The organism is Paenibacillus harenae DSM 16969 (assembly GCF_000422465.1).
GTDB classification, from domain to species: Bacteria; Bacillota; Bacilli; order Paenibacillales; family Paenibacillaceae; genus Pristimantibacillus; species Pristimantibacillus harenae.
On sequence record NZ_KE383843.1, the window covers coordinates 589548 to 613810 of the forward strand.

23 protein-coding genes and 1 riboswitch are annotated in these 24263 nt (G+C 45.6%); of the genes, 9 read left to right on the top strand and 14 right to left on the bottom strand.

The features are described from left to right. Window positions 1-52: 52 nt before the first annotated feature. Window positions 53-1051: an HRDC domain-containing protein gene (locus H581_RS0122140; protein WP_028611916.1), complete on the bottom strand. Its 999-nt coding sequence runs from the start codon at window positions 1049-1051 to the stop codon at window positions 53-55. Between the two features lie 249 nt (window positions 1052-1300). On the opposite strand from H581_RS0122140, the gene H581_RS0122145 reads away from it, so the two are divergent. Further along, a complete protein-coding gene (locus H581_RS0122145) occupies window positions 1301-1597 on the top strand; it encodes a DUF3055 domain-containing protein (protein WP_028611917.1) in 297 nt (98 codons plus the stop codon). Between the two features lie 51 nt (window positions 1598-1648). Then, on the top strand, window positions 1649-1918 hold the full coding sequence (locus H581_RS0122150; RefSeq protein ID WP_036719581.1) for a hypothetical protein: 270 nt from the start codon (window positions 1649-1651) through the stop codon (window positions 1916-1918). Between the two features lie 64 nt (window positions 1919-1982). On the opposite strand, the gene H581_RS0122155 is transcribed toward H581_RS0122150, so the two are convergent. Both H581_RS0122155 and H581_RS0122165 read right to left on the bottom strand, forming a co-directional pair. Beyond that, on the bottom strand, window positions 1983-3338 hold the full coding sequence (locus H581_RS0122155) for a dicarboxylate/amino acid:cation symporter (protein WP_028611919.1): 1356 nt from the start codon (window positions 3336-3338) through the stop codon (window positions 1983-1985). A gap of 376 nt (window positions 3339-3714) precedes the next feature. Then, window positions 3715-4476 carry a metallophosphoesterase gene (locus H581_RS0122165; RefSeq protein WP_028611921.1) on the bottom strand — a complete coding sequence of 254 codons (762 nt, stop codon included), beginning with the start codon at window positions 4474-4476 and terminating at the stop codon, window positions 3715-3717. 279 nt (window positions 4477-4755) lie between these two features. Here H581_RS0122165 and H581_RS0122170 point away from each other — a divergent pair, with 279 nt between their 5' ends. The 7 genes from H581_RS0122170 to H581_RS0122200 all read left to right on the top strand — a co-directional run bounded on the left by H581_RS0122170 (window position 4756) and on the right by H581_RS0122200 (window position 10966). Further along, window positions 4756-6693 (top strand): asparagine synthase-related protein, encoded by a 1938-nt coding sequence (locus tag H581_RS0122170; RefSeq protein WP_028611922.1) that lies wholly within the window; start codon window positions 4756-4758, stop codon window positions 6691-6693. Between the two features lie 14 nt (window positions 6694-6707). Further along, entirely contained in the window at window positions 6708-6845 is a 138-nt protein-coding gene (locus tag H581_RS38040; RefSeq protein ID WP_036719585.1) for a paeninodin family lasso peptide, read from the top strand. A gap of 99 nt (window positions 6846-6944) precedes the next feature. Beyond that, window positions 6945-7886: a phosphoenolpyruvate carboxykinase (ATP) gene (locus H581_RS0122180; RefSeq protein WP_028611924.1), complete on the top strand. Its 942-nt coding sequence runs from the start codon at window positions 6945-6947 to the stop codon at window positions 7884-7886. Further along, a complete protein-coding gene (locus tag H581_RS0122185) occupies window positions 7879-8196 on the top strand; it encodes a lasso peptide biosynthesis PqqD family chaperone (RefSeq protein WP_028611925.1) in 318 nt (105 codons plus the stop codon). The genes H581_RS0122180 and H581_RS0122185 overlap by 8 nt, the downstream gene beginning before the upstream one ends. Further along, window positions 8159-8614, top strand: a complete 456-nt coding sequence (locus H581_RS0122190; protein ID WP_036719587.1) for a lasso peptide biosynthesis B2 protein — start codon at window positions 8159-8161, stop codon at window positions 8612-8614. Before H581_RS0122185 ends, H581_RS0122190 begins: the two co-directional genes overlap by 38 nt. A gap of 25 nt (window positions 8615-8639) precedes the next feature. Beyond that, a complete protein-coding gene (locus H581_RS0122195; RefSeq protein ID WP_028611927.1) occupies window positions 8640-10436 on the top strand; it encodes an ABC transporter ATP-binding protein in 1797 nt (598 codons plus the stop codon). Window positions 10437-10636: 200 nt separating this feature from the next. Then, a complete protein-coding gene (locus H581_RS0122200; protein WP_028611928.1) occupies window positions 10637-10966 on the top strand; it encodes a helix-turn-helix domain-containing protein in 330 nt (109 codons plus the stop codon). 14 nt (window positions 10967-10980) lie between these two features. Here the strand turns inward: H581_RS0122200 and H581_RS38480 are convergent, their stop codons facing one another. The 11 genes from H581_RS38480 to H581_RS0122255 all read right to left on the bottom strand — a co-directional run bounded on the left by H581_RS38480 (window position 10981) and on the right by H581_RS0122255 (window position 24235). Beyond that, window positions 10981-11142 carry a hypothetical protein gene (locus H581_RS38480; protein ID WP_169507538.1) on the bottom strand — a complete coding sequence of 54 codons (162 nt, stop codon included), beginning with the start codon at window positions 11140-11142 and terminating at the stop codon, window positions 10981-10983. A gap of 16 nt (window positions 11143-11158) precedes the next feature. Beyond that, a riboswitch (cyclic di-GMP riboswitch) is annotated at window positions 11159-11242 on the bottom strand. A gap of 222 nt (window positions 11243-11464) precedes the next feature. Continuing rightward, window positions 11465-12511: a UDP-glucose 4-epimerase GalE gene (galE, locus tag H581_RS0122210; protein ID WP_028611929.1), complete on the bottom strand. Its 1047-nt coding sequence runs from the start codon at window positions 12509-12511 to the stop codon at window positions 11465-11467. 147 nt (window positions 12512-12658) lie between these two features. Beyond that, window positions 12659-14965 (bottom strand): right-handed parallel beta-helix repeat-containing protein, encoded by a 2307-nt coding sequence (locus H581_RS35020; protein WP_156889663.1) that lies wholly within the window; start codon window positions 14963-14965, stop codon window positions 12659-12661. Between the two features lie 51 nt (window positions 14966-15016). Then, the gene (locus H581_RS0122220) at window positions 15017-16597 is read right to left on the bottom strand and encodes a lipopolysaccharide biosynthesis protein (RefSeq protein WP_028611930.1); all 1581 of its coding nucleotides are present in this window, start codon (window positions 16595-16597) and stop codon (window positions 15017-15019) included. Continuing rightward, window positions 16597-17127: an acyltransferase gene (locus H581_RS0122225; protein ID WP_028611931.1), complete on the bottom strand. Its 531-nt coding sequence runs from the start codon at window positions 17125-17127 to the stop codon at window positions 16597-16599. The genes H581_RS0122220 and H581_RS0122225 overlap by 1 nt, the downstream gene beginning before the upstream one ends. An 83-nt stretch (window positions 17128-17210) precedes the next feature. Further along, complete coding sequence (locus H581_RS0122230; protein WP_028611932.1) at window positions 17211-18395, bottom strand: glycoside hydrolase family 88 protein; 1185 nt, start codon at window positions 18393-18395, stop codon at window positions 17211-17213. A gap of 23 nt (window positions 18396-18418) precedes the next feature. Then, window positions 18419-19600 carry a glycosyltransferase gene (locus tag H581_RS0122235; RefSeq protein WP_028611933.1) on the bottom strand — a complete coding sequence of 394 codons (1182 nt, stop codon included), beginning with the start codon at window positions 19598-19600 and terminating at the stop codon, window positions 18419-18421. Window positions 19601-19610: 10 nt separating this feature from the next. Continuing rightward, a complete protein-coding gene (locus H581_RS0122240; protein WP_028611934.1) occupies window positions 19611-20804 on the bottom strand; it encodes a glycosyltransferase in 1194 nt (397 codons plus the stop codon). A gap of 7 nt (window positions 20805-20811) precedes the next feature. Beyond that, window positions 20812-21972 carry a polysaccharide pyruvyl transferase family protein gene (locus tag H581_RS0122245; RefSeq protein WP_028611935.1) on the bottom strand — a complete coding sequence of 387 codons (1161 nt, stop codon included), beginning with the start codon at window positions 21970-21972 and terminating at the stop codon, window positions 20812-20814. A 14-nt stretch (window positions 21973-21986) separates the two neighbouring features. Further along, window positions 21987-23021 (bottom strand): glycosyltransferase, encoded by a 1035-nt coding sequence (locus tag H581_RS0122250; RefSeq protein WP_028611936.1) that lies wholly within the window; start codon window positions 23019-23021, stop codon window positions 21987-21989. Beyond that, on the bottom strand, window positions 23021-24235 hold the full coding sequence (locus H581_RS0122255; RefSeq protein ID WP_028611937.1) for a glycosyltransferase: 1215 nt from the start codon (window positions 24233-24235) through the stop codon (window positions 23021-23023). The genes H581_RS0122250 and H581_RS0122255 overlap by 1 nt, the downstream gene beginning before the upstream one ends. Window positions 24236-24263 lie beyond the last annotated feature (28 nt).

Sequence of the window (24263 nt, forward strand, 5' to 3'; positions counted from 1 at the left end):
CTCCGCCATTGACGCGCAGCCAGCTCTCCTAATGGGCTGGCTGTGCATCCGATTACCCAGCTTTACTCGATTGGCTTCTGCGGAAGCGCAGCCTAATCAAACGAAGCCGCTCATACAGCATGTCAACCGGCTTGCCCAGCTCAGAAGAATCCGTTGAGCCATAGACCTGCTGCAGCACCGGCTTTAAATATTTGTCGCCGACAAGCGACAGTGCGTCCCATACCAGCTGCTGTTCATCCTCAGGCACCTCGGTCAGCTCCTTCGCTATGAGCGACTCAAAATCATAGCCCTCCTGCTCCAATTGTTCAATCCGGTCCAGCAGCTCGCGGCGCGACAAGGTCAGCTCGGATTCCAGAAGCTCCAGCGTCCCCCCCTGCTGCACGGCCGATAAAATCCGTCTTTTCGCCTGCTGCCGGTCCATCTGCGCTTTATATCTGGTCTCCTTCTGCTTGAACAGCCAGCCCGTATACGCAGCCGGATCAAGCTTCTCCTCTACCCATTGCAGAGGAAAACCCGTTGTCCGCCCGGCTCCCGCCGTAATTTCCAGCAGTTCTTGCCCGTATGAAGCGTGCTTTGCGGTGCCCCAGCCCGGTATTTGAACAAGCTCTTCCGCAGTCTGAGGCACGAATGCGCTAATCATCCACAACATCCGGTTCGTCGCTATTAAGTAAGCGGAGCGCTTCTCGGATACGGCTTTGTGACGGCGCCATTCCCGGAGTAACTGGAACAGCTCGGAATTGGCATGCAGCTCGCCGTAGCATTGCAGCATCGATTGGAAGTTTCCCGTACCCGTGCGCCGGTCATCAAGCATACCGTCAATAATCGGAGCGTAGCCTTCTCCCATGACCTTCGCAACCCCGTGACGGAAAGCCGTCAGCATCTCTTCCCATGAGGTTCCTTCAAACCAGGTTTGCGGGCTTTCCGCCCCTTCCTCACTTTCCATCCAAAGTACGGCCCATTGCCCCTGACGCTCGCATATGGACAACTGCGCGCTCGAGAGCCGATTTCCCTCTTCCGGTTTCTCGAATGTGTTCAAAAAAACGATTTGCATGTCTCTTCAATCCTCCGTTAATTGAATTTGTCACGAATGTATTGAACGTCAGGGCCGTTATCCCGCTTATTGCCAAGATGCCGAACAACAAAAAAAAAGCACCTCTTCCGCCGCGGCAGAAGAGGTGCTTCCTCATTCGTTCAATGATTCGATTGCTCTTATGCTATCACAATGATTTAGGGATGACAAGCATTTTGTTGGCCGCTTGTTGTATAATGATAGTAATTCATGAAGTGGAGGCTATATAGCATGCTGTTGCCTGATTATGATTTTATGTCCGATACGACAGAACAGACGTCAACCCGATTTGTAACCTTTATCGGCCCCAGCTTGAAACGGTTCGATCTTGCCGTAACGACCACGAACCGCTTCTACGGGAAGAAGCTTGTAACGGATCTGCAATCCGGCAAGACGGCGATTATCGGACCCGACGATTTGGAGGAAGAGGGCTATCTTGAATATACGTATAAGCTGACGGAGGAAGAAGCGGCCGAGCTTACGCAGTTTTTGTATTTTGTAGTGGGAACGGTGCATTTTACCGATTAATCGGGGAACACTGAAATGGTAATAAACTACCATTTCAGGAGGAGTTTGCTGATGGATCGTTTTATTCATGAGGATCGCCGGCATCGTACGGATGTATCGACAGTGGAGTCACAGCGCAACGACCTCATTCCTGAGGAATTTCCGGTGGGCCGATACGGTTCCGGTCTTCAGGTAGAATCGCTTGGAACGAGCAAGCCTTGGCGAATCGAACAGCGGTCGCCGGATCGCTTCGATTACGAGAATCAAGCCGGTCTGTCACTCGAGTATCCCGGTGAAGATGATTATGACGCGATTTACCCCGAAGTCCACGACGAACCATAAACCTATAAAGCCCTTGGCCGTACGCGTTGCCGCGTATCTGACCAAGGGCTTTTTAATTCCCGTATTAAACCGGATTCAATTCTAGCTCATCCTCTTCGCCGCGGTTGAACGATTCGCGGTCGAATTCTCCTTCGGAATTCGCGACCAGGAGCGCCGTTACCGTCGTGCCGGTTGCATTGACCGCGGTCCGGCCCATATCAATTAGCGATTCTACGGCTACGACGAGCGCGATACCTTCAAGCGGCAAACCGATTGCGGTCAGAACGACCGTTGTCGATATCGATGCCGGTCCCGGCACGCCTGCCACGCCGATCGAAGAGATGACGCTGACGAGTACGATCAGCACGTAATCGGTAGCCGACAGAGCGATGCCGTATACCTGGGAGACGAATACAGAGACGACGGCGGGCCATACTCCTCCGCAGCCGTTAAAGTTCATCGTAGCTCCGAGCGGCGCAACGAAACTGGCGATTTTCGGAGATACGCGAAGCCGTTTCGTAATCACTTCAAGGTTAATCGGCAAGGTAGCGAAGCTGCTGCGCGTCGTAAAGGCCACCGCAACAGTCGGGTAAGCCTTTCTGAAAAATCTGAGCGGGCTCACCTTTGCCACGAAGGAGACCAATCCGCCGAACACGAAGACAAAATGCAGAATGAGCGCGATATAGCTTACTACGATCAGCATCCCTAACGGCTCAAGCGTCTCCCAACCGTAGCGGGCGGCCATGACCGCAATCAGCGCGTATACGCCGTAAGGCGTGAATCGCAGGACAAATTTAACGACCTGATGCATAATTTCCGTCGCGGATTGCACGAACGCTTTGACCGGCTGAACGGCATCCGGCTTTTTCGCTCCGATCTTCACGATGGCTATTGCGATAAATAAGGCAAAAATAAGAATCGGGACGACTCTGCCTTCCGCAGCATCCATGAACGGATTTGCAGGCACTTGATTCAAAATAACCTGGAAGAAGCTAGGCACTTCGCGAACCTCGAAATTCTCCGGCTTCGTCAGCTCGAATCCTGCGCCCGGATTAATCAACGACGCGACGAGAAGCCCGATTATTGCGGCAACCCCTGTCGTAGCAAGAAACCAGCCTATTGTCTTCACGCTGATCTTACGGAGGAACTCGATGTTCGTAATCGAGATAATGCTGTTGATAACAAGCACGAAGACGAGCGGTATAACAATCATCCGAATCAGATTAATGTAGATGGATCCGATTGTCCCGACGCCCTCCGTATCCAGCTTGAAGGTATTAAAAATAATACCGGCGGCGAGGCCGAGTCCCAGCGCGACAAGGACCCTCGTTCCGAAGCCGACGCGTTTCTTGGCCATGTAATAAAGCCCTCCAAGCAATACCGCAGAAACAAGCAGGCTGATCCAATTCGATTCGATCGCCGATAATAAATTGTTTTCCATCATGCGCGCACCCTTTCCCTATGAAGCTGAATGTATGGAAGAGAGTAAAATCACAATAAATACTATAATTCCGATGAAATTACTCATCTTTGTTGGAATAATATATCATCGCTGCTTCCAGGTTGTCAATATTATCTTTACTCGGCAATCGCTGGAATATACCAAGCAGAATCGCCTATCGGCGTCCTTATCTAAGGACGATACCGATAACTCCGTATTTTCTGAAGCAACTCATGAAGCAAACTCAACTAAAAACGGTACCGCAGTGAAATATAAGCCCATTTATATGTGCTAAACTTATAAATTATAAAGTCTTATATTTGCACAAAAAAAAGCGGCTGGACGTTCCCGGCCGCTTCCTTCTATATAAGCTTCCTTATAAATCGTGTATCGTAATCTCGCTTCTAACCATAAACCGCGCATTAAAGCCCGCCTGGCCTATGCCCTTGGAAATGTAGAAAGGGCCGTTCTCGCCCTGATGCAGCCCTTTGTAAATCCCCTTGGCAGGCAGCGGTCCTTTCGGCTTAAACACAAAAAAGAACGGCACATTCAGCTGCTTGCCGTGCAGATGGCCGGCCATTAAATAATCATAGGATTGCGTGATACCAGGAATCACATTGGGATCATGCGTCATAACAACGACCGGCTTCTTATAGCCTGCGCCTTTGAACGCACGATTCACTTTGCTGTGGCCGGTGCCGAAATCATCGATGCCGACTAATTCGAAATCGGGCAGCGAGAGGGATTCGTTACGCAGGACCCGGATGCCGTTCGCTTTAAATAATCCAAGCAGCTGGCTTAATTTGGGTAAATCATAGTCATGATTTCCGAGTACCGCATATACGGGTATTCCATATCCGGCAATCACTTTGAAATAATAGTTTGTGCGCGGTAAATAATTTGCACGGTAAGTGAAATCTCCCGTAAGAAAAATGTAGTCCGGCTTCGCGTCCTCAATCGCCTCCCCGATCCGCATCGCGCTGACGCGCAGCCGGTCGGTATGAAGATCGCTGATTTGCAAGATTCGTTTTTGAATGCCGATCGGATAACAAACCCGCTCCGTCTTCAGCCATTGGGTCGGAAGAATAAACAGGATATATACGAGAACAACAGCGGCCGCTATGTATAAAAAAAACATTCTTCTTCCCCCTTCCATCCGGATCGATAGGTACTCTTTGAATTAGTATAGTCAATAGGAAAGTCTTTCACAACTAATCTGTTGACAATGATTCCACGTAGATGGTAACCTAAGATCAAGTTCTTAATAAAGAACAAATCCCTTGAAATAATGTACTTTAATATGCTTAGTCAGCCCTTTTTACCTATAATGTGCACGGTGCTGTCGAAGCATTCTTTTATGCCTCGCAGTTGTTCTTTAACAAGAACAACTTGTTTTCTCAAGCGACAGGAGGACTTTATGAGCGCAATAATCGGTATTTATCAATCTAATCACGAACCTGTACAGCCCGGGCTTGGAGAACGGGCCATGCAGACGCTGCAGCGTTATCCCGCCGATTATGCGCGCACCTGGCATGACAAGCAAGTTTTTCTTGGTTGCCACGCACAGTGGATTACGCCGGAATCCGTGAAGGAACGGCTGCCGCATTATGACGATGACCGAGAATTAGCCATAACGGCGGATGCCATTATTGATAATCGCGACGAGCTGTTTGAGAAGCTTCAAGTCAGGCAGTCGGAGCGAAGAGATATGCCGGACGGCATGCTGATCCTGCTCGCCTATCAGAGATGGGGAAAGGACGCTCCCGTTCACTTGATCGGGGATTTCGCCTTTCTCATTTGGGACAGACGGAATAATACGTTGTTCGGCGCCAGAGATTTCTCCGGCAACCGGACGCTTTATTACGCTCAGACGAGAGAGCTGCTTGCCTTTAGCACGACGATTCAGCCTCTGTTTGCATTGCCGGGCCTGAATAAACACATCAATGAACAATGGCTGTCCGAGTTTCTAGCCATTCCTACAACAACCGAATGCGTTGATTTGTACACGACCGTATATAAGCATATCGGGCAGATTCCTCCTGCTCATACCGTGTCGGTATCGGATGGGGAAATGAAATTCACCAAGTACTGCACGGTCGATGCCGGAGATAAATTGAAGCTCAAGTCAAACGGGGAATATGAAGAAGCATTCCGTGACGTGTTTCAACAGGCCGTGAAGTCACGGCTTCGCACCCATCGGCAGGTCGGGGCTTATCTGAGCGGCGGGCTCGATTCGGGGTCGGTCGTAAGTTTTGCTGCGCGTGCGCTGCGCGATCAAGAGAAGCCGCTGCATACGTTTAGTTATGTCCCGGTCGATGACTTTAGCGATTGGACGCCAAGGAGCAGGATTGCGAATGAACGGGAAAATATTAAATCTACGGTGAATCATGTAGGCAATATTCATGATCAGTATTTTGAATTTCCGGAGATGAATCCTCTCTCTGAGGTGAATGAATGGCTGGATATTATGGAGGAGCCGTATAAATTTTATGAAAATTCTTTCTGGCTGAGGGGCATTTATCAAAAAGCTCATGAGCAGAAGGTCGGCGTATTGCTGAGCGGCAGCCGGGGGAACTGGACCGTTTCGTGGGGGCCTGCTTTGGATTATCAGGCTAGTCTGCTTAGAAGCTTTAAATGGATACGATTTTATAAGGAATTCCAGCAGTACAGCACGGGGCTCGGGGCAAACCGGTCTCTCGTCATTCGCATCGTAGGAAAAAAGGCGTTCCCTGGGCTCGCGAAGCTGATGACATCAACGCAGGAGCCCGATCTGCCCGATTTAATTAACCCCGAGTTTGCCAAACGAACAAACGTCTATGAGCGGCTGCGGGACCATGGCTATGACTTCTGGGGCGATCCGCTGCAGAATGTATATGAAGTAAGGAAAAAGCAATTCGAAAATCCTTATTATTGGAGTTTGACCGGTAAGGTCGGCTGCAAACAATCTTTGCGTCATTCTCTCTGGGAACGCGACCCGACCAATGACCTGCGAGTCATCCGTTTCTGTCTATCGGTTCCGGAGGAACAATTCGTTCAGAACGGTCTCGACCGAGCGCTGATACGCAGATCTACGAAAAATTATTTACCCGAAAAAATCAGACTCAACCAGAAGGTAAGAGGCGTGCAAGGGGCGGACGGGGTTCATCGTATGTTGCCGTCATGGAATATGCTTACCAGCGAGCTGCAACAGGTTATTGAAGACCCCATCGTATCCGGGTACCTCAACATAAAAGAGCTGGAAAACGCCTTTTCGATCATTCGGAAAGACCCTCGCCCCGAGCTCGTATTCGATACGGAATTTCGGATATTAATGCGAAGCTTGATCTTCTACCGATTTATGAAATCCTATACCTGAAAGGAGGTGATATCGTGCATAACCAAGAGAAGAAAGCATGGAAACAACCTGCATTGGAAGTACTTAACGTCAATATGACAATGGCAGGCCCAGGCATTGCAACACCGGACGCCGTACAACCGGACCCAACGGAAGTGATCCACTTCAGTTAGTCTTTTTTCCAAATTTCAATAATACTTAGAATTCGGATGCCCTTCTATTTATGTAAAAGGGCATCCTCCAAAATCGTACCGCGACCTGGAGTGAGTGTCATGTTAATGACCAATCGTAAACACATTTACAGCTCATTTGGCTTAAGGATCGAGAGCGATATCCCTCTTCCAGAGCTTCCTTCTCCGGAGCCCTTTGATTCCTTCGGCATGGGAACCGTTACGGTAACCAAAAGCCTTGCACCGCTATTATGGGATGAGTCAAGGCAGGTAGACAACTATTTGGCAGTCTGTCATCATCAAGTATTAATTCGTGTTCCTGACGTTGCCATATTCTGCATGCGCGGCGGCGATACAATAATCATCTCTCCTTATGAGCCTTCCGCTGAGGATAAAATCCGGCTGTACATACTCGGCACTTGCATGGGAATTATTCTAATGCAGAGAAGAATCCTCCCCCTGCACGGCAGCGCAATCGCCATTCACGGGAAAGCTTATGCGATCCTTGGCGTATCCGGCGCCGGAAAATCGACGCTGGCTTCAACGCTTCTGAGTAAAGGCTATCAATTATTAAGCGATGACCTAATTGCGGTAACACTAGCCGATGATCATGCACCGACGGTCATGCCCTCCTATCCCCAGCAAAAAATGTGGCAGGAATCCATCGATCGGCTTGGAATGAGCTCGGCTAATTTAAAGCCTTTATTTGACCGGGAAACCAAATTCGCCGTGCCTGTCCCTTCCCGCTTCTGCAACAGCCCTTTACCGCTAGCCGGAGTTTATGAACTTGTAAAAACGGAAACAAACGCGACGATAAAACCTATTGATGGTCTTATAAGGTTTCATACGTTGCTTCAACATACGTTCCGCGGTTTTCTGATTGAACGGTTAAATCTGATGGAATGGCATTTCAAGACGCTTGCCCGGTTTGCGAACCGCATCGACATGTACCGGCTGCAACGACCGGCTTCGGGCTTCAGCGCGCATGAATTAGCCGATTATTTGTTAAACACCATTCACAAGGAGGATTCCGATCATGACTAATTCGGAAACGATTGCCTTAACAGACTACATTACGGCCTGCGAACAAAATATTGTCAGCGATATGGGCGGAGAGAAGGTTATGCTGAGCGTCCGCAACGGAAATTATTACAATCTCGGAACCGTCGGCGGCCGAATTTGGGACTTCCTTGGCAGCCCGGTCTCGGTTGAACAGGTTATCGGCGATCTGCTTTTGGAATATGATGTCACCCGCGAGGAGTGCGAGCAGCATGTCATTTCGTTTCTGGAACATTTGCGGAAAGAAGGGCTGATCCTTGTTCATCAGAAAAATTCGCTTTCTGCTCACACTTGACAGCTCTACCTTCCTCCTATTTTGCGAGGCATTTCTGTATCTAGGCTGGGCCCGCATCCTTATAAAACGGCCTTTTGTTAAAATAGCGCCTTCTCTTGGAATCAAAAGCGAGGAAACGGCCGCACAGCCGCCGTTAACGGATATACGGCTGCTTAGCCAAATTTCGAATGCCGTAGAGGCGGTTAGCCGACACACGTTATGGGAAAGCAAATGTATGGTCAAAGCGATAGCAGGCATGAAAATGCTGGAGAGACGGCGGATTGAATCCACCCTCTACTTAGGAACCGCCAAGGGCGACAAAGGAGAATTGATCGCCCATGCGTGGCTGCGCAGCGGCCCCATGTACCTTACGGGAGCCGATGTTATGAATCGTTTTGTCGTTGTTGAAAAATTTGCAAAGAGAGCCGTCGGCTCTTAAACGGATACGCCCGGGGGAGAGAGAAATGGGATATATTCTTCATTACATGAAGCGTCTGCATGCTTTTTCCGGAGCGGCTATTTACGGCAATCTCTTCGGGATGGTGATTTCCAGCTTCCTTGATAGCTTCAGCATTTTATTATTAGTCCCGCTGCTAAGCCTCACCGGAGTCGTAAGTTTGGATATGGGAGGAAGCTACTTCTCATGGATCTCCGAATACATGAAGGACATTCCGCCCACTTTGGCTTTAGTAGCGATTTTAGGAGCATTCATTATCATTACGACCGGACAGAACCTGATCCAGCGGCATGTCATGATCCGAAACGTAGAGCTTCAACAGAAATTTGGCAGAAAGCTTCGAATTGAAACCTATGGCGCGCTCCTTCAAGCGAGCTGGCCTTTTTTTCTGAAAAAAAGATCCTCGGATTTAATTAATTTATTGACGATCGAGCTTGCCCGCGTACTTAGTGCCATTAATCAATTCCTTCAGCTTGTTACCTCTCTCATCTTCACGCTGATCCAAATCGGCATTGCGTTCTGGCTCTCGCCAAGCTTGACCCTGTTCGTGTTAGGGTGCGGCATTATACTCGGTCTTTTCTCAAGAACATTCATTAAAAATGCCAAGCAGCTTGGCAATCAAACCTCCCAGCTCTCTCAAAGCTATCTGGCGGGAATAACCGATCAATTAAACGGGATTAAGGACATCAAAAGCAATACATTGGAGCATTCCCGGCTTCATTGGCTTATCGGATTGACCGAAGGCATGATGCGCGAGCAAATGTCATACATCCGGCTTAGAATGAATTCGCAGCTCGTATATAAAATGTCTTCCGCAGTGCTGATCGCCTGCTTCCTGTTCTTTTCATTCAAGCTATTTCATTCGCAAGGCATTCAAATGATAACGATCACAGCCATCTTCGCGCGTTTGTGGCCAAGATTCACCGGCATTCAGTCTACCCTGGAGCAATTAGCGTCTATGATCCCGGCATGCAAAGCATTCATTCATTTACAAAAGGAATGCAGCCAAGCCGCCGAGCAATTGGGGCATGAGTACAAGACGGCCTCTCCCTTGCGGGTAGAACATGGCATCGATTGTCATCATATTTCTTATCGTTATAACCAGGATGAAACGGCCTTCACGCTGCAAAATATAAATCTGCACATTCCGGCCAATCGTATGACAGCGATCGCAGGCCCTTCCGGGGCCGGGAAAAGCACGCTAATCGACCTTATAATGGGTCTGATCCAACCCGAATCCGGGTTTATATCCATTGACGGAAAGCCTGTCGGCAAAGACAATCTGTTGTCTTATCGACAATCTATCAGTTACGTTGCACAGGACCCTTTCTTATTCAACGCAAGCATCAGGGAAAACCTATTAATGGTAAAGCCGGATGCGAACGATGAACAGATGTGGGAGGCTTTGGAGTTCGCCGCCTCTTCCGAATTTGTCCTCAAGCTCCCGCAGGGTCTGGATACGGTGATAGGCGACCGGGGAATCCGGCTATCCGGAGGAGAACGGCAGCGGCTTGTCCTGGCCCGCGCGGTCATCCGGAAGCCGGCCATTCTCGTGCTGGATGAAGCGACGAGCGCCCTGGATACTGAGAACGAGAAAAGGATTCAAGAGGCGATTGACCGGTTGAAGGGCACGATGACCATCATTGTCGTTGCTCATCGGTTATCGACGATCCGAAATGCGGATCAAGTTATCGTGATCGATCAAGGGAAGCTGGTTGAAATCGGCGATTACGTGCAATTGGCAGCTGATCGTTCCAGCTTATTCGGCAATATGATTAGTAATCAGACAGAGATTACGGCTTAAATACGCAATAAATATACAAAATATGGGATTCGATTAAAAAAGACCAAGGTTAATTCCTTGGTCTTTCTTCATGAGCGCATGCAATTTCTATTTTTTCTTCATTAAAATGCTTTAACTATTGTGTACCTGCTTTCGCGAATTAAAGTTATTCGTTATAATAGGTAGAAGACTGCATTTATGAGATAACGGAGGAGTTCGTCATGATCGGTGAACGCATTCAAATGCTGCGCAAGAGAAAGGGCCTGTCGCTAACTGAACTTTCCCAAAGAGCCGGCGTGGCTAAATCTTATTTAAGCTCAATTGAGCGGGGGCTCCAACAGAATCCTTCGATCCAGTTTCTCGAAAAAGTAGGCGCCGTACTGCATGTGACGGTAGAAGATTTCCTGAATGATGAGCAATCTGGCCATAAGCCCGAGCATCTTGATAGCGAATGGGCCGATCTGGTTAGGGAGGCAATGGCTTCGGGAGTCAGCAAAGACCAGTTCAAAGAATTTCTGGAGTTTAACAAGTGGAAAATTAAGCGCGAATAGCGCTTCTTCTGTGTCTAAACGGCGGTGTCTGCTGCACCGTCATTCCCGTTTTCCGCAAGCACCTTTAAAATTTTGCGCAAGTCTTCCGTTTCAAATCCCATCGAGCGCGCATTCATGATCAAGGTTACCCATTCCATATCCAAGTCCTGATTGTCTTCCGATTGCACAAGTACCATATTCCTATGTCCCCCATTCTATTTGGGACGGTTGCACCACTGACTCCATACGTTTAAGGTGCCCAGATACTAAACGTATTTCAACGTCTCCCTATTCCATAAAAAATAGCTTTCTTTACTTGTATTATAATCCACTCCTATTGCGCATGCTGTCGCTTTCTGTCTCGTAATATTAAGAGATTATTACATATTTTGTCGAATTGTATTAAGGATTATTAATAGAAATAGACCAAGAGAAAACGATGAAGTAGGACTCGGAAACTAACCTTTCAAATTTAGAAGACTCGGCTTCGACCATGTCTCTTTATTGCAAGACATTCTATCATTGCGCTAATCCGAGCTCCTCGCTTTCGCTCGCCGATTCATAGCCGTTTGGATTGTTTTTTTGCCAGCGCCAACAATCCTCGCACATTTCTTCAATTCCCCGTACCGCAGTCCAGCCAAGATCCGTATTCGCTTTGGTCGTATCCGCATAACAGACCGCTATATCGCCAGGCCTGCGATCAGCAATCGTATAAGGAATACGCCGTCCTGATGCTTCCTCGAAGGCGGTAATCATTTCAAGAACGCTGTAGCCCCTCCCTGTACCAAGGTTATAAATTTCAACTCCTGTTTTACAGCATATTCGCTCTAGCGCCCTCAAATGACCAGCTGCGAGGTCAACGACATGAATATAATCTCTTACCCCGGTACCGTCCACCGTCGGATAATCGTTTCCGAATACGTTGACTTGCTTCAGTTTCCCGACGGCTACTTGTGAAACGTAAGGCATCAGGTTATTCGGAATGCCACTCGGGTTTTCTCCGATTTTTCCGCTTTTGTGCGCGCCTACCGGATTGAAATAACGCAAAATGGAAATGCTCCATTCCTTATTGGATTCGGCCAAGTCTTGAAGAATTTGCTCCAGCATCAGCTTCGTGCGGCCATAGGGGTTCGTTGCTCCCAGCGGAAAATGTTCTGAAATCGGAACCTGCTCCGAAAGTCCGTATACCGTTGCTGAAGAGCTGAATACGAGTTTATGTACGCCATGCTTTTTCATCGCCTCGCACAGCACTAAAGTGCTTGTTATATTGGTATGATAGTAAGAGAGCGGCATCCGAACGGATTCTCCAACGGCCTTGAGACCGGCAAAATGGATAACCGCCTCTATCTTATGACTTGCGAATATGGCGTCGAGTCCGTCCTGATCCAATAAGTCCATTTGGTAGAACGCAAAGCCTTTATTCGTAATTTCAGCGATCCGGTCCAATGCAGCGGAATGGCTGTTGGATAAATTATCGACAATAACAACCTCAAAGCCCGCCTCCAGCAGCTCCACGCAAGTATGGCTTCCGATATAACCCGCACCTCCGGTAACTAATACGGCCATATGTATCCCTCTCTTCCGATATTCATTATAAGAAACAAATTTAGTTCTTTTTTAAGAACATTATAGCAAATAAAATCCCTGCAGCGGCAAAAAATCTACAGGGAGGTTCATTTCATGTTCATTTCTTCTTAGAAGCCTGGTCTCCTATTAAGCGCTGCCAAGATCCGTATTATCCACGAGCCGTACATAAGGAGCCGTACCCGTTACCGTGACTCCTCTAAATACGCATTTTGCGATCGTGGCGGATTGATTTTGCCGGAGCCAGTTCAAGTTGATTTTACTGTTGTCAAAGTGCGACGTTGTAATAACGGCTTTCTTTGTATTATCCGCTTTGCCAATTGATGCATTTACGAAGGTCGTTCCCGTTACAAGCGAATTTCCGTCCATGACAAGACCAAGATTATGCAGTAAACCGTTACGAAGCGTGATCTGTCTCGTATATCTGGCATCATTTGAGCCCAGCTGAATATCGGAGTTTCCTAATAAAGGCGTTTTGGCTCTAAGAAATTCACTATTACTGATATGGCAGCCTTCAAATCTCGCAGATCCTTCAATAAGCGTCAGTCCATCTACAAGAATCGGCCGGCCGGCATAATCCTGCGGCACCATGATGGAAACGTCGTAATTTTTAACCGTTATATTTTTAATAACTGCTCCGGCTGCCAATAGGTTTAAGTTTGGCGTAAGCGCGTTATCCGGGCGCCAATCCCGCTCTACTGTAATATCGGAAATATAGCATCTGCCATAATTGAATCTACTAATGTTAAAGCCTGTCTGACCTGAATCCGTAATAGCTACAGGAGGACCGCCTTTTGTTTCTGAAACTTGAAACGAATTCGAAGTAATGTTGACCGTGTAATACAATTTATTAACGCTAATTCCAGACGGAACCTTACCGACCCACTGTTCGAAAGAGACTTGTGCTCCATTGCCCATGCCATGCGCAGCATTATACGTAAAGGTACCCGTTGCAGCATTTACGACCGGTGTTCCAAAATATCCATACATACTGGAGCCATAGAACTGACCATTCTTGATCTGACAATTTTGCACAACTGCTCCTTTTACATCAGACATCCTTAAATTCCCATTCAGAATAACTGCACCATTTACAATATTGTCTCCTTGCACCCACAGCTCGCAACCGATAAACGTATTATTGATAAATCTTACATTCGGAAAATCAGGATTTGAGCTGATACCGCCTACGTTGTTTCCTTCGAACATATTACCTTGCAGTACAAGATGACTGCCGTCTGAATTTACAAAATGTCCACGCGCATTATTGTATATATGATTGTTTGTTATATGGATTCTGTAATTGAGCTCGATGCCGTTTGGTCTTTCAGCTGATTTGTACGGGATGTTGGTTTCACTATACATCGATTCGATATCAATTCCGAACATCGGCGGTATGCCGTTCCGAAAATTCGTCGTTACACCGTCATCGTCATATCCGATATGATGAATCTTATTTCTATAAACATGAGTATCATTTGAACTCGTTAGCGAAATTCCTTGTCTGCGGCAATGATGAATGTGGCAATCATGGATCTGTATATGCTGACCCATCTGCTCCTGCGTATATAAGACTGGATCTAAATGATATTGCTCCCATCCTGTATAAATACCGTCTCCTGTACAATCCGAAACTTCAATGTCGCCAATTTCAATATAATTTGATCCAAGTATACCAATACCGTATCCGTGTTCATGAGTGTAATCAGAATTATCTACTTTCGCCCGAATCAGTCCAATCTGATTATCGGTCATAGGCGTGGTAAGCGGGATTGCAAATATCATTTTATTATTTTTGCTCATATCCTTCTCTTCATTGAGAAACCATCCTCTGCCAGTTGAACCGACGGGAGCAAATACACCGTTCGTCCGGAAACCTACAAGCGTTGCTGGAGATATATTATCTTTATACTGATAGAAACGATATGTCGTCGCGCTCACACCCGGTATGCTCCAAAGTCTAAAGCTTTCCAGAAGGCCTGGATTGGCGTAGCGGTCAATGACTTCACTGCGTATCCAATTCGGATCATTGTTTAGCGTGCCATCCGCATTAACTCCGCCTCTCCCAAACTTTACATAAATTTCGTATACATGATTTTTCTTATCGCCTACAAGTTTCCCGCCTGACAGCTTCGAATGGTAAATTGATTTCATTTCAATGATTGAGTAATCCGGCGAGGAATTCGCCTCCAACTCAATGATACAGCCCTGCTCCAGCTCAAAATGCATCCCGCTCTGCATATAAATAGCTGATGGCATTCTAGGTTCGACCTTAACACGATATGTTCCGCTCGGAAGGACGACATGGGTATACCCCTGCGATTTCGACCAACTTAATGCCTCATTGATACCTCTTGTGGTTTCCACAGCATTTTGGCCGGTATTACTAATATTAAAACGACTAAGTTCTATCCGGTAAGATTCTTGTTGAGTCACAACCCCACACCTCCCATTTAATTCCAGTTTATGCAACTTGTCTTAGGAAGGTTACTTATTTCCGCCAACATCCAAAGGACGACCGCGTTTAACTGTCTTTTGGTAGATGACACCGAGGCGTGGGATCTTAATAATCAGCGTTCTGGCTATACCAAGCAAATACTTAAACTCTTCTGTTCTATAAAATATCATTGTATAAACAAGGTTAACTATCAAAAATATGCTGATCCCTTGAACAATAATCCACAAAATAGAACTTGAAGGAATGAATTGAAGGGTAAATCCGGCAAGCAGGCACGTAATCGATCCGATAATAGTATAATACAGATATCGGGTAAAATAACGACTTACCGGCTGGTGAAACACTTTGTGGTAAACCAGCTTCGGTGTATACCAGAAGGGAACCAATATTGCACTTACGACAGAGCCTGCAAAAATACCTGTAATCCCCCAATATTGTACAAGCACAAGTGATAAACCAAGATTTACCACTGCTTGGAACAAGGGAGCATAGCGATCCTCATGAAAAATACCAGCTGTCGTTTTGACTGCGCTTAACGAATTTCTCATTCCTCGTTCAAAGAAAGCGATAATAAGAACTAGAAGAACAACATGGGTCATTTTGAACTCTGCACCGATCCATACGACGATTAGCGGCTCTACGAGTAAGTAGAGAACGATAGAGAGCAGTGAGTACAACCAAAAGTTAAGCAGAAAAGTTACCCTGTAGATCCGATAAATGGCTTCAGCGCTTTCCCTCGCCACTAAATTTCCCAAGCTGTGATACATATTCGCAAATACTTGATTCAAAAATGTACGGCAAATATCAATTAGCATCTTATAATTCGAATAAAGGCCGACGGCTGCAATGCTGACGAAAGAAGAAATAAGTATGCTATCAACACCAAATATGAAATAGTTACCTACATTTTGCAAAATGATCGCTTTCATATTTTTGATGAAATTGGCCTTCGTCTCCGGGTCGAGTTTTCGTTTAGTCTTCTCCTTCAGAAATGGATAAAGCCGATCGACAATGTAAGCTAATATAATAGAGGTTGTAATCGTGATTGCGCTCTCAACGATTAGATAAAAGATATAGTTTTCCGTATAATACAGGATCGCTATTTTCATGCAGGTTGAAATGATTGCAGATACGGAGAATACAAGCGTTACGATGTAGTTCTTCTGATTAACATTCAAGAAGGAATGCTTATAAACAAATAAGTAAGGAGCAGCCGTGTTCATTAGAAACAAAAAATAAATGAAGGTTAAATTGTCGATACTGGTATCCTTTATGAATAAATCAAGGAATGGCATTAGTCCCAGACCGAGAAACATGACCACACCAGCAATAATCAAGTAAGCCTTTTTGTATAATTGCATCAAAACTAATATTTTGGTTCTGTCGTTATCAGCCACCGGCTTGTATAGATTATAGATAATGCTTGATCCAATCCCCGCTTCAGCTAGAGATAACATAGCAAGAATACTGGTGAACAATGCATTAATACCCAGATACTCAATACCAAGGCTATTAATAAATATTGTTCGGGATATAAAGCTTAGCACTGTAATAATGAGCTGATTACCAACGCCAGACAATATGTTCAATAATGTGAATTTGACTCTCATTACTCATCGTATCCAAAATCGAATTCTAAATCTTTTTTAATTGCGGCGATTTGTGTTTCTGTTTTATATGGCCAGTAGGTATCGTACACAGGTTTCTCCTTCATTAGTGCTCTATGTTTATCCAAATAATCGGATGTTTTGCCAATAATTCTGGCAGGTGTGCCAGCAGCAATACAATTGTCAGGAATATCCTTTGTAACTACAGACCCTGCAGCGACTATAACATCATTTCCAATACGTACATTGCATAGTATGACACTATTAAAACCTATAAAAACTCGGTCTCCTATTTTGACTCTTCCAATTTTAGATTTGCCGAAATAGAGCTTCGTACTCGCATCATGTGCTAAGATAGTACTATTCGTAATCGTTACATCATCTCCAATTTCAACTAACCAGCAATGCCCATAATCAATATGGCTGTTAAAAAAGTTGAAGTTTTTTCCGTAAATCAGCCCTCTCTCCTTCAGTCTTTCCAACTCAGTTTTAGGATTTAGCTTACTCATAATTCTAATTTTTAAAGATTTCATTATTCTCGTTATCAACATAACATCACCCACATATCCTTTTTTGGTCCTCTATCAGACGATGCAAACCATTCTTCTCAACATTTCTACACAACCTTCGAATTGTTGTAGTGATTCACAATACGTATACAGAAGCCCTGAGTGAATGGCAGAATACCGAACAACATCGAATACACACCAATGTCCTTTGTGTCGCCTTGCGAGAAATCCACAATGCCGTTTCTTCTCGTTACCTTCATCAAATAATGCATCGCCCGTTCCGCACCGGCTGTACATTCGTTCGATAATTCTTGGATTTGTGACGCTTGAAGCAGGAACCAGCCCAAGGTAGCCGTAGTAGAAGAATCCGCTCTAGTCTCATGACGTGTAACGGTCCAGTTCCAGTTGCCATCCGGACCTTGAAAGGTAAGAACAGCCCTCGCGAACTTGAGGACAAATTGCTCAAGCTTGGGCTTCGCCTCATGCTCCGAAGGGAGTTCGCGCCAAGCATCGATCAATCCGATCGAAAGCCAACCAAGTCCTCTTCCCCAGCCGAATAACCCTAGAGGCAGAGCATTTCCGGTGTGGTACGCATGGCTTGGAATATAATGTTCCTCGAGCATTCCATAGCGCTCATACTGTTCCAACTGCTTGACGGCAAGCTCCACACATTCAGGTTTATTGTATTTCAATCCATATGCAACCAGAAACGGACATATAAACCCGATAGTATCAACATAACGGTAATTTTTCATAAATTTTCGATACTGTACCGTACCATCATCGCCGATATGAGATTGAATCAATGCCCATGTGCTGTCATATGCCGGCTTTAGCCGCTCACTATTGAAGTCTTCCAGCTTCATGACGGCATAGGCTAGTATCGCTGAATCGATATAAGCAGGGGTCTTCTTCCAATTGCCGTTAACGTCAAATTTTGTTTTTAGAAATTGCTCTACTCCGCTTCTCATCTCCTTATCACCGCCGTACTTCAAACATTCGGATATACCTAGCAACAGAGAAGCTTCCTGCCAGTGCTGTATGACTCCTTTCGTGTAATTCCCCTTCAGCATATCAATAGCAATTAATCGGGTATTATCCGTAACTTTGATTTTCGGTGTATGATTAAGCCACTTGAGGCCTATTTGCGTAATGGATTGATTCCATACCTGCTTGCTCTTATATCTTCCAATATGAATTCTGCTAAGCCAGTCTCTGCAGATTGGAAGAAAGTCGATCGCCGCAATAATGACCGTAAAGCTGATAAAGATAATTGCTAAAATCTCCAGCATCCTGCTCTCTCCTCCATAGGCCGCTAAATAAGTGCATACAATTTCTCGATTTCCGCTTCTGTCCCGAGGTTCTCTTCCGATAGTCTCCTGACAAGCGCTGTTCTTAGTTCTTCATTCTCCAAAATCTGCGCAATTCCCTCAGCCAGGGCATCCGCATTCATTTCAACAATAATGCCGTTTTTGTTGTGCTCGATTTGATCCTTTACTGTACTGAAATTGGTTACGACTATAGGCTTATGCAAAATCTTTGCCTCGTCGATTGCAATCGACTTCCCTTCAAATCGCGAGGGCTGAACATAAATATCCGCTTCTCTCATATAAGGGTAAGGATTATCCTTCAATCCGATCAAGAAGAAACGGTCTTGAAGGTGAAGCTGAGCTATTAATTGCTCCAATTTATTCCTCTCTTCCCCTTCGCCGATCACATACCATTTGATATCATATCCTCTGTCGCACAAGTTTTTGCAGGCTTCAATCGCCATTTCAAAACCCTTCTGCGAATGCAATCTTCCAATTGAAACGATTATTTTCCTTTTCGTTTGAAATACTTCTTCGCTCTCTTTGGACATTTCATGAATCACAGAGGGCGATACGATATTATGAATAACTTTCACCTTGCTTTGGAACTGCGGAAATCGCTTCATCAGCACTTCTCCGCATACCTCGGATACTGTGATAATATGATCAAGCTTCGCAAAAAAAGGGATATCCAACTGCGGGTCCATTTGCAGCTTGTCGTAATCATTATGGATAAAACCAATCTTTTTCACGGCATCTACCTTCTCTATGCTGAAGTAAATCGGAGTTTTCTCGAGAAAACCGATTGCAGCATCGTAACTTTTAGGCAGAGCCGGCAGCGCTCTCGATAAATATTTCCAAACTCTCTGCTCCCGTTTTGCCGGATTCTTCTCCTTATAAAAGACGTAACCGGCCTGCAGCCTCGAGAACGCTATGTCAAATCTTCTTTGCTTCAAACTGTCCAGTACGGCAGATTTCATCGACATATCGAAATTCTTATAATAAAGCGGCTCGGTTATTACTTTCACCTGCTTTGGAAGCTTGTTGTAAAAAATACCCTCATGCTTAAATAAATACAAATCCACTTCGTATTTTGCATAATCGATCGTTTGAACTAATGAGATCAGCGCTTTTTCCGCTCCGCCGCAGTTGAGATTATTCATGACAAACAGCAATTTTTTCTTCATATTCATCCACCTATGCAAGGAGTCTGTACAGCTTTTTGATTTCTTCTTCCGTTCCCAGCTTTTGCTCCGATAAATACTTCGTTATGCTGTCGGCTAATTCCCGATCCTGTATCAATCTCTCCACGCCGGCAGCGACCGACATCGGATTCATATCTACGATTAAGCCATCCAGTCCATCCTGAATCTGATCCTTCGCAGTATTGAAGCGTGTCACCACGATTGGTTTATGTAATATTTTGGCCTCATCGATCGCAATGGATTTCCCTTCAAATTTGGATGTATGCACGTAAATATCGGCTTGCTTAAGATAGATGTAAGGATTGTGCTTCGGTCCGAGCAGCTTGAAATGCTGTTCCAGCCTATTTTCCTGTATCAGCTTCATTAGCTTTTCTTTTTCTTCCCCTTCGCCGATAATGTTCCATTGGAGCTTATAGCCTCGGTTCAACAACTCCTTGCACGCTAGAACAGCCAGTTCGAACCCCTTCTCCGGTGTCAGCCTGCCGATAGAGAGTATGACGATCTCGTCTTCTACGCGGTTGTATACATCATCGTATTTCTCGTTCGCCATGCTCTGAATAATGGCAGGAGATACGATATTATGAATGACGTTTATTTTCTCAGTCTGCTCCGGAAAATATCTTTCCAGCGTGTTCGCACATTCATTCGATACCGTGACGATATAATCCAATCGTTCAAAATAATCCGCATCATAACTAGGATCCATACCCAGCTTGTCATAATCCGTATGTACCCAACCTATTTTCTTAACTGCATCCACTTTTTCGACACAATAATAAATGGATGTTTTTTCCAAAAAACCAATTGCCGCATCATAGCGCGTATTAAGCTTTTGAATCGATTTGGACATATACTTCCAGCTCAGCTGTTCTCCTATCGATACATTCTTCGCACTTCTATTCTGCAGACTGAACATGATTCTGTAATACGCCAGTGCAAGTTCTCCCCGCAGCAGGTATTGTTGAACAGACATGCCAAGCCTAAGACTGAATAAATCAAAGGTACCAGATACAGACAGCAGCTGAACTTGCTCTGGAACAAGCCCTAGAAAGAGTCCTTCCTTATTCAGCAGGAGCAGGTCAACACTGTAAAGCTCATAATCGAGTCTGCTTAATAGATTGATCAGACTCTTCTCTCCGCCGCCAGAGGATAAGCTGGGCATCACGAACAGTAATTTTTTTTTCATATGACCCTCATCTGCTCAATTCTTTGATATACTCGACTGCTTTATAAGACATTTTCTGAATGCGTGGAATAGCCTCTTTAAGCTTCGCCTTCAGTTCAGCCTCCTCCCGCCGCATTTCATCGAACTTACCGATCAATTTGCCGCTGTCGGATATTTCCTCGATACCGAGAACAAGTTTCTCTTCACCGAAAAGATCCTTGGCGATCCCCTTCGACTTCACGCTGTATCCAAGCACCATTGTTGGTACGAAGTTGGAATAAGCTGCGATTGTAGCATGCGTTCGGGCACCAATAAAGTATCTCATTCTGGCAATATAACCTTTATACTGAATCGCGGTTAAATTATCCGGAAGCAGGACAACTCTGCCCGAATTCTTATAGGCATCGTAATAATCGCTTAACACTTCATAGTCATTATTTCCTTGAATGATGACATGCGGCGTAAGGGCAATGGTCATATCCGTTTCATTCAAAATATAGCGGATCAGTTTATCTACAGCAGCTCGAGATTCCTTGTTTCGCTTCCAAACCAATGGGCTAAAGTTAAGACCAATCGTATTGCCCTCCTGCCAGCCCTTCGGAAGTTTCAGTTCTTCTTTCTCCATCGTAAATGCGGGATCAGCGCATAGCTTTACGTTGTGAAGCCCTTTACCTTTGAGCATGTTATAAGTAAGAGTCTCCCGCGGTAAAATCAAATCGAACAGCTTCAAATCCTCAAGCTTGCGTTCCGTCATATCCTCTTCTCCAATGGAGCAACCCCATAGCACGAGCTTCTTCCCCTGAGCCTTCACTCTACGGTCGATTTCGTACCAGCCAGGTTGCTCGCCATAGCAGTAGTTATCTCCGCCGATCGATAAGCAGATATCGACATCCTTGATCTTTTTTATGATGTTGTGATGAATGCGGCCCAGTGCATAGGACTCATCTTGGAACATCTTCAATTTGAAAGAGGACAGAAACCAATCATAGGAATACTTCTTGATTTCCAGCGTCGAACCGTCATATATGCCATCCAACTTAGCGATGATGCGATCTGACTCAGGCAGTGCCGATGACAGATAAACCTTGGCTTCCTTTATTTGCTCTTTGATAATGGCTGCAGATGAACGGACAATCGCTTCGCAACCTCTGTTTAAGCTTCCGTCATGGGCAAACATCATTATTTTCATCGTATTCTCCTCCGCTAATTCTTATTTCTGAATCTGCTGTAAGCCGTTAGCCCATATAATCCTAAAATTGATTTTCTTCTCATCATCTGAAGCATCGCTTTCTGATATACGCCAAGCTCCATAGCCATTTCCTTGCAATAAATAGGGAGTGAGCTTCTTACCTCTTGGTTTCTTATCATTTTCCGCACATATCGAAACTTATGGATGATTCCCATTTCCTTTGAAGGCTTCAAATAAATATGGATATAGGCCAGCACGCTCTGAATCAGCTTAATTGACTTCAGCTCTTTAATCGTCCTTTGATCCAGCAATCCCGCATAGCTGTCAGGCAGTTTCGATTCATAAACCTCTAAGGCTCTCTGAAAATAATCCTTGCTGGCAATGTTTCGGGTTGCGCTGCCTTTTACCTCGCGATAATGATAGCCGGTGTAAGAGATGTAATTCATTGAAGCTGCACAGCTAAAGAACATCATATTAAATAATCCGTCTTCGCCAAGGGTCACATTTTCCGGAAACCGGATCTTGTACTTCTGAATAAGGCTGGTGCGATAGATTTTATTGCATGCAGTATTCAACTGATCGGTCCTTAGGAAAGTGGGCAGAACCTCTCTCCTAATGAAATCCGAATGCAGTACAACATCTGTTGGGAAAGGATATTGGGTTACGATGCGATAGCCGTCGAGCTCACTTTCGAAATTTGATAGAACGACGTCGCAATCTCCCTTGCCAGCAGCATTGTACAAACGCTCATACATATCAGGTTCAATAAAATCATCCGCATCAACGAACCCGACATATTCGCCCGCAGCGTCTTCCAGGCCAGTATTCCTTGCAACGCTTACTCCTTGATTAGATTGATTGATGAGGATTACTCTCGAATCCATTTGCCGGAACTGTTCGATTATTGAAGCACTGCGGTCGGTAGACCCGTCATTTACACATATAAATTCACAATCCTGGAGCGTTTGGGCGAGGAGTGATTGCAAGCATTCGCCGATATATGGCTCCGCATTGTATACAGGCACAATGACGCTAATCTTCTTGCTCATCAATCACTCCTCCTACTCGGCTTCATCAGCTCATACAGCTTGTCAAGCTCGCTGCTGTTGCTATAATCCGTATTCGAGCAATTGAAAGCTAGCCTCTCTCTTAGTTCATTGTCGTGGTAAAGCTTCTCAATTCCTGCCGCAATTCCTTCAATCGACAGTTCAGCGATATATCCGTCCACCTCTTGGAGAACCTGGCTTGAAGCAGTTGGATAATTTGTGATCATGACCGCTTTGCCTAAGATCTTAGCTTCTGTCACTGTAACCGCTTTGCCCTCATAACGTGAGGGCTGTACATACAGATCGCATTGATCCATGTATGGATATGGGTTCGTTTGCTTGCCAAGAAGGATAAATCGGCCCTCCAGTCCGTTTTGTACGATTAGCTCCTGAAGCAGCTCTTCATCTCCTCCATAACCAACGATGTACCAGACCATTTTGTTATAACCTTTATCAATCAGCAGCTTAAACGCCTGGATTGCATGATCAAAGCCCTTCTGGTGACATAATCTTCCGACTGAGAGCAGCTTGAAGCGAGAATCACCGGTCATCGGATTCTGGTCCATATTCTCTTTGGCCATCGATCGGACATAGGACGGCGAGATCATATTTTCCATCACGACGACCTTATCACGCAGCTCCCCATATCGTTCCAGAAAGGAATCCCTGCATGCATCCGATACCGCAATAATGTAATCGAATTTCCGCCACATCTTGAGATCTAATTGGCGATTCGTGGCGACCGTTGAATAATCCGTGTGAATCCATGCGACCTTCTTGCCTGCCTTCACCTTGTCAGCGACAAAATAATGCGGCCACAGGTAGCTTATGGCGACATCATATTCGCGCTTGCACGCAGGAAGGAAGGGAGATGCATATTTCCACATGAGCTGCATCTGATAATAGCCCATTTCAGGTATTCCATTTACCATGCCAACGACGGATGCATGAGTCTTTGCCAAAACACGCGAGATACCGATCGGCAGTTGACGGTCCTTAATCGTCTCGTTAATCGATTTGCGGAATGATGCGTATTGCGGTATTTCGGCGAGCAAATTTGCTCTCTCCGATAATAACGGCATAAAATCACCCTTGTGCCGATAAAGCATCAAATCAATGTCATAGCGGCTGTAGTCAAATTCATCCAGCATGCCAGCCAGGCTTCTCTCGACGCCGCCGACCTCCATATCATAGGAAGCAATCAATACGTTTCTCATCTCGTCCTCCAAATCGATTCTTCTGGTA

Bases quoted from the DNA above. Each gene is read 5' to 3' on its own strand.
- H581_RS0122225 (WP_028611931.1), bottom strand. From the start codon at position 17,127: ATGAAATCTTTAAAAATTAGAATTATGAGTAAGCTAAATCCTAAAACT.
- H581_RS0122140 (WP_028611916.1), bottom strand. From the start codon at position 1,051: ATGCAAATCGTTTTTTTGAACACATTCGAGAAACCGGAAGAGGGAAAT.
- H581_RS0122155 (WP_028611919.1), bottom strand. From the start codon at position 3,338: ATGGAAAACAATTTATTATCGGCGATCGAATCGAATTGGATCAGCCTG.
- H581_RS38480 (WP_169507538.1), bottom strand. From the start codon at position 11,142: ATGGTACTTGTGCAATCGGAAGACAATCAGGACTTGGATATGGAATGG.
- H581_RS0122255 (WP_028611937.1), bottom strand. From the start codon at position 24,235: ATGAGAAACGTATTGATTGCTTCCTATGATATGGAGGTCGGCGGCGTC.
- H581_RS0122200 (WP_028611928.1), top strand. From the start codon at position 10,637: ATGATCGGTGAACGCATTCAAATGCTGCGCAAGAGAAAGGGCCTGTCG.
- H581_RS0122240 (WP_028611934.1), bottom strand. From the start codon at position 20,804: ATGAAAAAAAAATTACTGTTCGTGATGCCCAGCTTATCCTCTGGCGGC.
- H581_RS0122250 (WP_028611936.1), bottom strand. From the start codon at position 23,021: ATGAGCAAGAAGATTAGCGTCATTGTGCCTGTATACAATGCGGAGCCA.
- H581_RS0122245 (WP_028611935.1), bottom strand. From the start codon at position 21,972: ATGAAAATAATGATGTTTGCCCATGACGGAAGCTTAAACAGAGGTTGC.
- H581_RS0122150 (WP_036719581.1), top strand. From the start codon at position 1,649: ATGGATCGTTTTATTCATGAGGATCGCCGGCATCGTACGGATGTATCG.
- H581_RS0122195 (WP_028611927.1), top strand. From the start codon at position 8,640: ATGGGATATATTCTTCATTACATGAAGCGTCTGCATGCTTTTTCCGGA.
- galE (WP_028611929.1), bottom strand. From the start codon at position 12,511: ATGGCCGTATTAGTTACCGGAGGTGCGGGTTATATCGGAAGCCATACT.
- H581_RS0122165 (WP_028611921.1), bottom strand. From the start codon at position 4,476: ATGTTTTTTTTATACATAGCGGCCGCTGTTGTTCTCGTATATATCCTG.
- H581_RS0122145 (WP_028611917.1), top strand. From the start codon at position 1,301: ATGCTGTTGCCTGATTATGATTTTATGTCCGATACGACAGAACAGACG.
- H581_RS0122180 (WP_028611924.1), top strand. From the start codon at position 6,945: ATGTTAATGACCAATCGTAAACACATTTACAGCTCATTTGGCTTAAGG.
- H581_RS0122185 (WP_028611925.1), top strand. From the start codon at position 7,879: ATGACTAATTCGGAAACGATTGCCTTAACAGACTACATTACGGCCTGC.
- H581_RS0122170 (WP_028611922.1), top strand. From the start codon at position 4,756: ATGAGCGCAATAATCGGTATTTATCAATCTAATCACGAACCTGTACAG.
- H581_RS0122230 (WP_028611932.1), bottom strand. From the start codon at position 18,395: ATGCTGGAGATTTTAGCAATTATCTTTATCAGCTTTACGGTCATTATT.
- H581_RS0122220 (WP_028611930.1), bottom strand. From the start codon at position 16,597: ATGAGAGTCAAATTCACATTATTGAACATATTGTCTGGCGTTGGTAAT.
- H581_RS0122235 (WP_028611933.1), bottom strand. From the start codon at position 19,600: ATGAAGAAAAAATTGCTGTTTGTCATGAATAATCTCAACTGCGGCGGA.